The organism is Flavobacterium sp. GW821-FHT11G01, assembly GCF_058808175.1.
In genome coordinates this window covers 623,127-635,597 of sequence record NZ_JBXARK010000002.1, presented here as the reverse complement: position 1 = coordinate 635,597, position 12,471 = coordinate 623,127, and the positions used below count along the sequence as shown (strand labels likewise).

General features: G+C 32.9%; 14 protein-coding genes. 3 read left to right on the top strand and 11 right to left on the bottom strand.

All coding sequences use genetic code 11. The annotated features are described in order from the left end of the window. The first annotated feature begins 265 nt into the window (after positions 1-265). Complete coding sequence (locus tag AC1RRN_RS06570; RefSeq protein ID WP_492966540.1) at positions 266-391, top strand: hypothetical protein; 126 nt, start codon at positions 266-268, stop codon at positions 389-391. An 81-nt stretch (positions 392-472) separates the two neighbouring features. Here AC1RRN_RS06570 and AC1RRN_RS06565 read toward each other — a convergent pair whose 3' ends face one another. Together AC1RRN_RS06565 and aroC are read right to left on the bottom strand one after the other, a co-directional pair. Then, the gene (locus AC1RRN_RS06565) at positions 473-1,762 is read right to left on the bottom strand and encodes a dicarboxylate/amino acid:cation symporter (protein ID WP_492966539.1); all 1,290 of its coding nucleotides are present in this window, start codon (positions 1,760-1,762) and stop codon (positions 473-475) included. Positions 1,763-1,815: 53 nt separating this feature from the next. Then, positions 1,816-2,874, bottom strand: a complete 1,059-nt coding sequence (aroC, locus tag AC1RRN_RS06560; RefSeq protein WP_056194335.1) for a chorismate synthase — start codon at positions 2,872-2,874, stop codon at positions 1,816-1,818. Positions 2,875-3,062: 188 nt separating this feature from the next. Here aroC and AC1RRN_RS06555 point away from each other — a divergent pair, with 188 nt between their 5' ends. Together AC1RRN_RS06555 and AC1RRN_RS06550 are read left to right on the top strand one after the other, a co-directional pair. Further along, the gene (locus tag AC1RRN_RS06555; protein ID WP_492966538.1) at positions 3,063-3,890 is read left to right on the top strand and encodes a UDP-2,3-diacylglucosamine diphosphatase; all 828 of its coding nucleotides are present in this window, start codon (positions 3,063-3,065) and stop codon (positions 3,888-3,890) included. Between the two features lie 162 nt (positions 3,891-4,052). Continuing rightward, on the top strand, positions 4,053-4,550 hold the full coding sequence (locus AC1RRN_RS06550; protein WP_492966537.1) for a hypothetical protein: 498 nt from the start codon (positions 4,053-4,055) through the stop codon (positions 4,548-4,550). Between the two features lie 206 nt (positions 4,551-4,756). On the opposite strand, the gene AC1RRN_RS06545 is transcribed toward AC1RRN_RS06550, so the two are convergent. The 9 genes from AC1RRN_RS06545 to AC1RRN_RS06505 all read right to left on the bottom strand — a co-directional run bounded on the left by AC1RRN_RS06545 (position 4,757) and on the right by AC1RRN_RS06505 (position 12,420). After that, positions 4,757-5,179, bottom strand: coding sequence for a protease complex subunit PrcB family protein (locus tag AC1RRN_RS06545; protein WP_492966536.1), 423 nt, complete (start codon positions 5,177-5,179; stop codon positions 4,757-4,759). A gap of 28 nt (positions 5,180-5,207) precedes the next feature. Then, a complete protein-coding gene (gene bshA / locus AC1RRN_RS06540) occupies positions 5,208-6,344 on the bottom strand; it encodes an N-acetyl-alpha-D-glucosaminyl L-malate synthase BshA (RefSeq protein WP_492966535.1) in 1,137 nt (378 codons plus the stop codon). A 188-nt stretch (positions 6,345-6,532) separates the two neighbouring features. Then, entirely contained in the window at positions 6,533-6,685 is a 153-nt protein-coding gene (locus AC1RRN_RS06535; protein WP_492966534.1) for a hypothetical protein, read from the bottom strand. 154 nt (positions 6,686-6,839) lie between these two features. Next, positions 6,840-7,322, bottom strand: a complete 483-nt coding sequence (locus tag AC1RRN_RS06530; protein ID WP_492966533.1) for an ABC transporter ATPase — start codon at positions 7,320-7,322, stop codon at positions 6,840-6,842. Positions 7,323-7,414: 92 nt separating this feature from the next. Then, on the bottom strand, positions 7,415-8,017 hold the full coding sequence (locus tag AC1RRN_RS06525; RefSeq protein WP_492966532.1) for a hypothetical protein: 603 nt from the start codon (positions 8,015-8,017) through the stop codon (positions 7,415-7,417). A gap of 1 nt (position 8,018) precedes the next feature. Beyond that, positions 8,019-8,810, bottom strand: a complete 792-nt coding sequence (locus AC1RRN_RS06520) for a (Fe-S)-binding protein (RefSeq protein ID WP_492966531.1) — start codon at positions 8,808-8,810, stop codon at positions 8,019-8,021. 131 nt (positions 8,811-8,941) lie between these two features. Beyond that, positions 8,942-10,279 (bottom strand): 4Fe-4S dicluster domain-containing protein, encoded by a 1,338-nt coding sequence (locus AC1RRN_RS06515; RefSeq protein WP_492966530.1) that lies wholly within the window; start codon positions 10,277-10,279, stop codon positions 8,942-8,944. 6 nt (positions 10,280-10,285) lie between these two features. Beyond that, positions 10,286-11,251, bottom strand: coding sequence for an MlaD family protein (locus tag AC1RRN_RS06510; protein WP_492966529.1), 966 nt, complete (start codon positions 11,249-11,251; stop codon positions 10,286-10,288). Positions 11,252-11,301: 50 nt separating this feature from the next. Then, on the bottom strand, positions 11,302-12,420 hold the full coding sequence (locus AC1RRN_RS06505; RefSeq protein ID WP_492966528.1) for an N-acetylmuramoyl-L-alanine amidase family protein: 1,119 nt from the start codon (positions 12,418-12,420) through the stop codon (positions 11,302-11,304). Positions 12,421-12,471 lie beyond the last annotated feature (51 nt).

Below are 12,471 nucleotides of genomic sequence, written 5' to 3'. Positions count from 1 at the left end.
ATAAAAAAAGAGCTAAATTATTACAAAATTAATTAAAGACTAAATAAGCTAAATTTAACTTTACTTTTTAAAAAGATCAACTTCCACCAATTTAAAAAACTGTCAAAATTGATCGAATTTAACAAAACAGACATTGAAAAAATCGTTTTATTTGGAAAATAACTAAGATTTTATTAATTTAATCGAAATAAAATTTTATTTTTAACACAAATTTACCGACACAAGCTCCAAGTGTTATAAGATTGGTGCATTTAAACCTAAAACTATGTTAGAAAAATTTTTAAAATCAGAAGAAACAGAAAAATTAACTCAAGCACAATTGAAAACTATTCATGGAGGTGATGCACCTGATCCTGAATCAGAAGAAGGAAGAAAAGGAAAAGTAGCATAATTTTTTTATGTGATAAAATTAAAAGCCGTAATAACTAAAGTTGTTACGGCTTTTATATTTACTGCAAGGAAATAAAATAAATTAATTTTCTTCTACAATCTCTAAATTTTCTTCCTTATTATTTTCCCACTGTCCAACAACAGAAGTTGCAAGAGCATTTCCTAAAACATTTGTGGCACTTCTAAACATATCACAAAAGTGGTCAATTGGTAAAATTAGTGCTATTCCTTCAACAGGAATATCAAACATACCGCACGTTGCCGCAACTACAACTAAACTAGCTCTTGGAACACCGGCAATTCCTTTACTGGTTAACATTAAAACCAAAAGCATAGCCATTTGAGTTCCTATAGATAAGTGAACGCCATAAAATTGAGCAATAAAAATACTGGCAAAAGTCATATACATCATACTTCCATCCAGATTAAACGAATATCCAAGCGGTAACATAAAAGATACAACTTTGTCTTTTACACCAAAATTTTCTAATTCCTCTGTTAATTTTGGAAACACGGCTTCACTACTTGTTGTTCCAAAAGCAATGGCCAATGGTCCAACAATACGTTTTAATAACTCTGTCATTCTTCCTTTTAGAAAGATATAACCAACTGCAATTAAAACAACCCATAATGTACTTATTCCAATCAAAAATGATCCGAAGAATTTAAAATAGGTAATCACTAATTCTTCTGCATCTCTAATAGCAAATACACCTGCAATGGCTCCAAAAACTCCAATTGGAGCGAAGTTCATTACATAATTTACCATTTTTAAAACAATATGCGAAGCTTTATCTAAAGCATTAATAACTGGTTTTACAGTACTTCCTAATGAAGCTGCTGCCAATCCAAAAAAGATAGAGAATATTACAATTTGCAAAATCTCATTGGTTGCCATTGCCTCAAAAAGACTTTTAGGAACAATGTGTTCTACAAAATTCTCAACAGAAAGTATTTTGGTTTTGCCAGTTACTTCTGAAGCTGCTGCCATATCAACATGATCTAATTTCAGACCTACTCCTGGTTCTAAAATATTCACATAAAACAACCCAATTAATAAGGAAATAAAAGAAGCTGTAAAAAACCATCCAAGAGCTTTCCCACCAATTCTTCCAACCGTTTTTATGTCTCCAAGTTTCGCAATTCCAACTACTAAAGTGGTGAAAACTAAAGGTGAAATAATCATTTGTACTAATCGGATAAATACGGTCGCCAACATTTTTATTTTATTGCTAAATGACTGCGCGACTTCAGGCGAAATATAATTGTGCAATATAATTCCTAAAGTTGCTCCAAGAACCATGGCAATTATAATTTGTCCTGTTAATCCTGAAAGAAATGATTTTTTTTTGGTTTCTGTAACTTGTTGCATTAATCTGTTTGTTTTAAATTAAAATATTAAGACCCTCACTGCCTTAACTTTTATTAATATGTTTTGTTGATCAAATAAAAATCAGCCAAAACAATCGCTGCCATTGCTTCCACAATTGGCACTGCGCGAGGCACTACACATGGATCATGACGACCTTTACCTGTCATTGGTGTAATATTTCCTTTATTATCTAATGAATCTTGTGTCTGCATGATAGTCGCAACAGGTTTGAAAGCTACTCTGAAATAAATATCCATTCCGTTGCTGATTCCACCCTGAATTCCGCCTGAAAGATTCGTTTTTGTAGTTCCGTCAGGATTATATAAATCATTATGCTCGCTTCCTTTCATTTCAGATCCTGAAAATCCGCTTCCGTATTCAAAACCTTTTACCGCATTAATAGAAAGCATCGCTTTTCCAAGCTCAGCGTGTAATTTATCAAAAACAGGCTCGCCTAAACCAACCGGAACATTCTGAATTACACAAGAAACAACGCCACCAACAGTATCGCCTTGTTTACGAATATCACGAATATACTCTTCCATAATTGCAGCCGATTTTTCATCAGGGCAACGAACCGGATTACTTTCAATTTTTGAAAAATCCAAATCCTGATAAGGTGTATCCAAATGAATTGGTCCGACAGACGAAACGTAAGCATTAATTTTAATCTCAGGTAACATTTGTTTTGCAATAGCGCCCGCTACTACTCTACTAGCGGTTTCTCTTGCAGAACTTCTTCCGCCACCACGGTAATCACGAAAACCATATTTTTGGTCGTATACATAATCAGCATGACTTGGTCTGTAATTATCTTTAATATGAGAGTAATCGTCTGATTTTTGATTGGTATTTGGGATAATAAAACCTATTGGAGTTCCGGTAGTTTTTCCTTCAAAAATTCCAGATAAAAACTGAACTGCATCTGGTTCTTTTCTTTGGGTTACAATTGCTGATTGTCCTGGTTTTCTGCGAGACATTTCAACTTCAATTGCTTCTAAATCAAGTTGTATTCCTGATGGACATCCATCTATAATTCCGCCTAAAGCTTCACCATGAGATTCTCCAAATGTTGTAACTTTATATAGGGTGCCGTAGCTATTTCCTGCCATTGTAATTAGTTTTGAGCAAATGTAAGTTTTATGAATTAAATTAAAAAATTTAAAGTTGGTATTATTAAGTAAAGGTTAAGTTCCGTAAAAATCATAATTTATTAAAATTGAAGCCAAATTGGTAACCTTTTGATAAAACAAAATCACTTCAGGTTTCTTTTATTTGTTAAACTTCAAATCAAGAAAAATTGAAAAAAAGAAATGTCGAATTGGTTGTTCTTTCTGATGTTCATTTAGGAACTTACGGAAGCCACGCCAAAGAACTAAACAACTACTTATCAAGTATTAAACCTAAAACCTTAGTCTTAAACGGCGACATTATTGATGCCTGGCAATTTAGAAAATCATATTTTCCAAAAGCGCATTTAAGAGTTATTCAACGTATTATCGGAATGGCTTCTAAAGGCACAAAAGTGTATTACATCACCGGGAACCACGACGAAATCCTACGCAAATTCAGCGATACGAATATGGGAAATTTTGCATTGCTGGATAAATTAGTTTTAGATTTAGACGATAAAAAAGCCTGGATTTTTCATGGAGATGTTTTTGATGCTTCTGTACAACACTCCAAATGGATTGCAAAATTAGGCGGTTTAGGATACGATTATTTAATCCTGAGCAATCGATTTGCAAACTGGTGTTTAGCCAAATTAGGTCGTGAACCTTATTCTTTTTCTAAAAAAATAAAAGCAAGCGTAAAAAAAGCAGTAAAATTTATTTCTGATTTCGAAACCACAGCAACCGATTTAGCGATCGAAAAAAAGTATGATTATGTGATTTGCGGACACATTCATGAACCAAAAATTGTTACCAAAGAAAACAAACACGGATCTACTTTATATTTGAATTCCGGTGATTGGGTTGAAAACTTAACCGCCTTGGAATATCATAAAAAACGTTGGAAATTATTTTCTTATGCAGAGTCAAATTTGACTGGAGAAGATGAAAATTTATTTGAAATGGAAGATATTGTTGCTTCTCAGTTAATCACTTCATTTGTCACCAAAAAATAAACAACTAATATCAAGCAACTTAGCGTTATCACTGGCATTCACTTCTTTATTAGTGAGTTTAGAAATGCATAAAATGTGAATTATATAACAATTTTCAAAAATATTATACGTTCTATAGAGGAGTCTAATTATACATTTGAAAAAAATTAATATTCACATTTTATGAAAAAAGTTATTTTATCTGCCATTATGCTATTAGGTTTAGCGTTCACGGCTCAAGCACAAGACATCGCAAAAAATGCTCTTGGATTACGTTTAGGAGATAATAATGGTTTTGGTGGAGAAGTATCATACCAAAGAGGTTTAAATCAAAAAAACAGACTTGAGTTCGATTTAGGATGGAGAAACAGCAGTGATGTTGACGCCATAAAAGGAGTTGTTCTTTACCAATGGGTTTGGAACATCGACGGAGGTTTTAACTGGTACGCTGGTGTTGGTGGTGGTATCGCAGCCTGGGATCACGATTACTACAACAATAATGTAAAATATAATGATAGCGGAACCTATGTTTTTGCTGCTGGAGATATTGGTATTGAATATGGCTTTAAAGAGGTGCCAATTTTATTATCATTAGATGCAAGACCAGAAATTGGTTCAGGATATTATGATGATGACAACTTTGGATTTGATGTTGGTTTAGGTATCAAATTCAAGTTTTAAAATAAGAATTAAAAAATAATTGTAGAAGAAAACCTGTCGCTTTAATTACGACAGGTTTTTTTTATGTTTAAGAGAAGTAAAAAGGACTTCTCCCGAAGTATCGGGACGCTCGGCCTGACATTTCACTTCTAACTTTTCACTAATTACTTTTCACTAATTACTCTTCACTAATTACTCTTCACTAATTACTCTTCACTAATTACTATTTACTTAATAATAATCTCTTTTTTTGAATGCACTTTCACAACTGTATAAGGATAAGTAATCACCTGCATTGTCATAGCATCCGGAGCCGGATTATTTTCTTTCACTGTAATAATGATATTTTTATCCGTTTCTTCCACTTTTTCAATTCCAATAGAATAACCTCCGGTATTTTTTTCTCCCATGTTTAAAATAACATAGTTCGAATTACTAATATCGGCCTGTTTCATTTTATCAGCCAGGAGAGGATCATTTTCTAACATTTTGATCTCATTTGGTTCTGTCAAAATCTCAAAAAACTTGATATTTCCACCACCGTCAGACTGTGTTGTTAAAACTTCATATAATGCTTTTGAATCTGAAGTTTTTTTTACTCCGCAAGAGACTAAAACAAAAATTGCTAAAACCGAAATTACTTTTTTCATTTACGCTTATTTTATAAAATTAATGTTTCTATTCTTTATAATCATCAATTGCTCTTTGATAAAGCGCTTCGTACTTAGGCAATATGTTTTTAATATCGAATTTTTTTGCTACTTCTAAAGCATTCACTTTAAACTGATTTAAAACTTCATCATTTTCCAGAATTTTAATCGCATTTGAAGCCATTTCTTCAACATCGCCAACATTGCTCAAATAACCCGAAATTCCATCAAAGTTAACTTCCGGCAAACCTCCTGAATTACTCGAAATTACCGGAACGCCCAGAGCCATTGCTTCCAGAGCTGCCAATCCAAAACTTTCTGTCTCTGACGGAAGTAAAAACAAATCGGTCATGCATAAAATTTTATCAATTTCATTACTATTACCAAAGAAAATTACTTTGTCATAAATGCCCAATTCCATACACAAAACCTCCGCTTTTTCCTTTTCAGGACCGTCGCCCACCATCATTAATTTAGCTGGCATCACTTTCTGAATATTATAAAAAATCTTAATAATATCCGGAATACGTTTTACCTTTCTAAAGTTACTAATGTGGGTAATGATGCGTTCGTCTTCCTTCGCCATCACATATCTGTGGCAAGGCATCGTTGGGTCTTTAGGAGATTTATCCAATTCAATAAAATTAGGGATTACCTTAATTTTATTCTTGATTTTGAATAATTTCAGCGTATCGTCTTTCAAACTTTGCGAAACCGAAGTCACATAATCTGATTTATTGATACTGAAAGTCACTGCCGGTTTATAAAAAGGGTGATTTCCAACCAACGTAATATCCGTTCCGTGAAGCGTAGTAATCATCGGAAGATTAATTCCTTCGTTTTTCAGCATTTGCTTTGCCATATAGCCTGCATAGGCATGAGGAATTGCGTAATGCACATGAAGCACTTCAATTTTATATAATTTCACCATATCAACCAGTTTGCTTGACAAAGCCAATTCGTAAGGCTGATAATGGAAAAGAGGATATTCAGGAACGTTTACTTCGTGATAATGAACATTAGGATTTAAAAGTGCCAGTCTAACCGGCTGACTGTAGGTAATAAAATGTATTTCGTGTCCGCGTCTGGCTAATTCGAGGCCTAATTCTGTGGCTACAACCCCACTACCACCAAATGTCGGATAACAAACTATTGCTATTTTCATGTATTAAATTTAGTACTACGAAAGTACTTAAAAATAGCGTTTAATTGAAGTATTCATTTGTTAGATTTTTGTGAATATTCGATATGTCGGATTATTAGATTGTTAGATCTTTATATTATAAAACAATTAGATTTTATCGCCATCTTGAATGAATCTATTGTTTTGGAAGAAAACTTTTAACTCATAATTCATAACCAATAACTCATATTTTTTTTATCAGAAGCAGAAATTTCATTTTCAAAAGACGACCAGTCCCGCTGTACACTATATCTTTTATGGCGAACCCCGCCATAAAAGGATACCGCTCCCATCGGGGCTAGATTAGAGGTTTTGGTTTTCATAATCCTTACTAAACGACAACTTTATAAAAGTGAAATTATCTTAGTGTTTGTCATTCCGAGGAACGACAAACTTTAGCAAAACCTGAAACAATTAAAAATAAAAAAAGGCACAAAATCTAAATTTCATGCCTTTCAAATATATTATGATTTTCTCTTAGAAAAATCTACTATGCCAGCTATCAGCAGCAGGAACTTCCCACGATTCATTAAATTCTTCGATATTGTTTACCAAATTATTAAAAACAATCGTATTCTCAGATACCGACTTATCTTTTACCATTTTTTTGAAATCTAATAATGGTTTGTGTGCAATGTGTTCTCCATTTTTAAAAGTCACGTTCATTTTATCTAATAAATCAACGTTATACTTTTTCTCCAAACTCTGGATAAATTCCACAGAACTATCAATTGAACATCCTGTAGCCGCCTGCACTTCCTGATTTACAGCCAAAATAATAAATCGGTTGTATTTCAATAAGTATGAAGCTTCTAAACTTGTTCCATGCGCCGCCCATTCTTCTACAAAAGCTTTTAGGTCAGTTTCAATTTCAGAAAATTCTTCCTCAGAAAATTTTCTGTTTGATTGATAAATCCAAACTCTGGATTCACCAGGTAAATTTTCAAAAGGTATATACATTTTAATTTTTTCTTTAGGTTTATTTTGTTTCAGGTTTCAGATTTAAAGTTTTAGATAAAACCTTAGTACTCCATAACTGAAAAGCTTAAGACTTAATTCTTCTCTACTTTAGTTAGAATTTTAAAATATTTGAATTCTTTTGCTTTCGCATCAAACAATTCAATTTCGGTATAACTTACTTTAATTTTATCCTTTTTCTTGATTTCACCATTAGTAATTAACGAAGCTGTATCAAAAGCATCCAACAAAATTAAATTATAGTTTCTTCCCGTTTGATCTTTTAATTGTACAGTAATAAACTGTTCCCATTTTATTTCAAGCACCTCTCCGGAAAGAGTAGGATCTTCTTTAACTTCCTCGCCCTCTTTAATAGCACTTCTTCCTAACTCCATAATCATATCCGGACAAAATTGCATCATTTTCATAGCCACATTTTCTCCCAACTTGGTCATACCAGCCTCATCTGAAAAATCGACTTTCTCTGAAGGCTTTAACTCCGACATATGTTCAGAGTAACTCTTAATCATACAAACGCCTACTTCGGTTTTAAAGTCTAAAGAAGACATATTAGGATTTTTTGCTTTTTTTGCTTCTAAACAGCTACAAGTCTCTTTTCCAATAACTTGTAAAACATCCTGAGAATAGGATACCACACTACAAAACAGAAAAACAATAAGTAAAAATATTTTCTTCATACTATAAATCCTGTGCGTTTGCTATCAGTTCAGCAATATCCATCACTTTTACCTGTCCTTCTTTTTCTTTGTGTTTGATACCGTCAGTTAACATGGTATTACAAAATGGACAACCAGCTGCAATGATATCCGGCTGTACTTCTAAAGCATCTTCAGTACGTAACACATTCACTTCTTTATTTCCTGTTTCAGCATCTTTAAACATCTGCGCTCCACCTGCTCCACAACACAATCCGTTTGCTTTAGAACGTTTCATTTCGACTAATTCAACATCTAATTTCTGAATTAAATCTCTTGGTGCTTCGTATACTTTATTTGCTCTTCCTAAATAACAAGGATCGTGAAAAGTAATTTTTTTTCCTTTAAACTGTCCGCCTTCAACAGTCAATCTTCCATCATCAATTAAAGACTTTAAAAACTCAGTATGATGAATTACATCATATTGCCCTCCCAATTCAGGATATTCATTTTTTAAAGTATTAAAACAATGCGGACAAGCTGTAACAATCTTCTTTGCTTCATATGCATTTAATACCTCGATATTCATCATGGCCTGCATTTGAAATAAAAATTCATTTCCTGCACGTTTTGCAGGATCTCCGGTACAACTCTCTTCTGTACCTAAAACTGCAAACGAAACATTGGTGCGATTTAAAATACGTACAAATGCTTTAGTAATTTTCTTCGCTCTATCATCAAAACTTCCTGCGCAACCTACCCAAAATAAAACTTCTGGCTGTTTTCCTTCGGCTAACATTTCAGCCATTGTTGGCACTACTAAACTTTCTGACATCTTCTTATTTTGTTAAATCGGTTAATCTTTTATTTGGTTAATCGTACTCTTTACTATAACCTTTTTTAAAAAACCTCAAATATTTTATTCAATCGATTAAACGGTTAAACAAATAACCATTAAATCTTATTTTAATTTTCGTTTTTCCAGTTCAATCGGTCTTGTTGACTGTATTGCCATGGCGCTCCATTGTTTTCAATATTCGTCATCATTGCATTCAATGACATTGGAGCAGCACTTTGTTCCATCACTAAATAACGACGCATATCCATAATAATAGACAACGGACTAATATTTACCGGACATTCTTCAACACATGCATTACAAGAGGTACAAGCCCACAATTCTTCTGGTGTGATATAATCGTTTAATAACGTTTTGTTATCCGGAACAAAAACACCTTTATTAGCATCAATGTTTTTTCCAACTTCCTGCAAACGATCTCTTGTATCCATCATAATTTTACGAGGAGACAATTTTTTACCGGTTTGATTTGCCGGACAAGACGATGTACAACGACCACATTCTGTACACGTATAAGCATTCAACAACTGAACCCAGTTTAGATCCTGAACATCGCTTGCACCAAATTTACTTGGAGCGGCATTTTCATCAACCGGAGCAGCCGCAAACGGATCAGCATTTGGATCCATCATTAACTTCACTTCCTTTGTAACCGATTCTAAATTATCAAATTGACCTTCTGGTTTTAAATTGGCAAAATACGTATTTGGGAAAGCTAAAAGAATATGCAAATGTTTTGAAAAGTATAAATAGTTCATGAAAACTAAAATACCAGCAATATGCAACCACCAAAAAGCCTCAAACAATATAGCAACCAACTCATTTGACATTCCGTTAAATATTGGAGCAATAAATTGACTTATTGGAAAACTTCCTGCTTTATGAAAATGTGAAAATCCTCCTGGTACGTTTTGCAAATGCAGATCAGCAGCATCCATGAATAAAAACAAAAATATTAAAACGGTTTCAAAATACAAAATGTAATTTGCATCACTTTTAGGAAATCCATTTAAATCTGGATTAATGAAACGTTTTAATCTGATTACATTTCTTCTTATCCAGAAAATTGTAACAGCAAATATTACCAATATTGCTAATATTTCAAATGAAGCAATTAAAACATCATAAACCACTCCCAAATAAGGCGCAAAAATTCTATGAGTTCCAAACAATCCATCAATAATAATTTCGAGTAATTCAATATTTATGATAATAAACCCAACGTACACGATAATATGTAATGCACCAGCCACAGGACGTCTCACCATTTTAGATTGTCCAAGAGCAATCAGAGCCATGTTTGCCCAACGCGCTTTTGGATTGTCTTTTCGATCTACATCTACTCCTAAATTTATGTTTCTAATGATTTTCTTTACACTTGAAGCAAAAAAACCAAAACCTGCTATCAGAAGTATAGCGAATAAAATATTATCTAAATAACTCATTCTATATTATTTTTTGTCAGTTGTATTGGCATCTTGAACAGGTGCAACGTATGGTTTGTTTTTCTTTCCAAAAAGAGAAACATTCACATAACGTGTTGGATATAAACGAACATCCTGCAATAATAACTCAAGCTCTTTTGAAGTTTTAGCCAAATTATTATATAAAGCATCATCATTCAATAATTTACCTGCAGAACCTTTTCCTGAGTTTAAATTAGTCATAATACCATCTACTTTAGCCAAAGTCTGATTTAAGTTTCTAACTGTTTTTCCTAAATCTGCCTTATTTAATGAATCAGATATTTTATTGAAGTTAGCTGACATTTTATTAAAGTTAGTAACAGCTCCATTAATTTGCGCTTTATTAGTATCTAAAATAGAATTGATACTTCCTGAAGCTTTATGAAATTGTTCCATAGTCTGACTTAATTCGGCCAGTGATTTTTTAAGATCTTCCTGTCCTTTTTTATCCAGAACATTATTTAATCCTGCAACCAGCGTATTAATATTAGCAAGCATTAAATTTAATTTTTGCTGAATTGGCTCGATTTTACCTCCTAAAGATTCCGTTAAACCTAATTCAACAGATGGAGCTAACGTCTGCCCCTCAACTGCCAATTCCTTATCAGCAAGATTTGGTACGATCTTGATCTGTTTTCCGCCAATTAAACTTGGAGAATATAAAGATGCTGTACTTGTTTTAGAAATTGGAAAATCCGTTTTCAACTGTAGTTCTACTAATAATTTACCAGTATTTTCGTTGATGGTAATTTTATTTACTTTACCAATTGCAAGCCCGTTTAAAGTAACGGGTGCAGACTGAGCCAAATCTTCTACATTATCATATTCAACATATAATGTTTTATAATTTGTAAAAAGATCTTTACCTTTTAAAAAGCTGTAGCCCCAAATAAATAGTAAAATTGACGCGATGACTAAAATAGCCGTTTTAATTTCTCTTGTTAGTTTCAAAATTCTAAGTGTTTGTACAAAATTAATATAAATATTCGAACTTGTGGCTATTATTTAGTGGCGTCCTGAATACTGATTTTTTCTCCGTCTTTATAAGCTATTAAAAAAGAAGCTCCATATCCTTTACTTTTAGCTTCTTGCAAATATTTTTGTGCCGCTTCATAATCTGAAGTTTCCTGATAGAAATATTTATAAATATTATTTTCATACAACATCGTCACATTTTTAAGACCTTTAAAATTCTTTGGCTCCAATGTTGTTTTTTTGATACTGGCAATTAACTGAACTTTAAAAACAGTTCCTTTTGTTCCATTTTTATTTGCTGCCGGAGTTATAACCGTTTTTGGTTTAGCAGTATCTTTTGCCGGTTTAGCATCCATCGCTTCTGGAACTCCTGAACCAAAATATTCTCTTTTGTAACTTAAAATTGCTTCGGCTATAGCTTTTGCAATATCATTTTGTCCTTCTTCTGAATTTAAAATATTACCTTCTGTAGGATTAGAAACAAAACCAGTTTCAACCAAAACCCTAGGCATATAAGCTTTATGCAATACCATAAAAGGCGCCTGTTTTACACCGCCCTGACGAAGTTTTTTTCCTAACCTGTCAAAATTATCTTCAATTTTACTGGCCAATGCAATACTATTGTCCAAATATTCTTCCTGCATTAAGGTCATTCCAATCATCGATTCCGGAGAATTAGGATCGTAGCCTTCATACTTACGTTTATAATCTTTTTCTAAAGTAATTACCGAGTTCTCTTTTTTCGCAGCCTCAAGATTCGATGCTACTTTACTCAAACCCATTACATAGGTTTCGGTCCCATCTGCGGCAGTATTTTTATTTGCATTACAGTGTATAGACACAAATATGTTAGAATTGGCTCTGTTGGCAATATTCGCCCTTTCGACCAAATCGATAAAAACATCGCTTTTACGCGTATAAATAACATTAACATTTGGACTATCTTCTAATATTTTTCCAACTTTCAACACAATGGCCAATGCAATATTTTTTTCGATTCTTCCGCTATACACGGCTCCAAAGTCATGATCACCGTGTCCGGCGTCAAGTGTTACTTTAAAAACATTTGCCTGACTGTATGCGCAAAATGAAATTATAGTTAGAAAAAAACTAAATATTAGCCTAGTTTTGTTAAATATGTTCATAAATCTAAAAGTTAATTTTAATAAAATGCAACTGCTATAATTTTTACAATT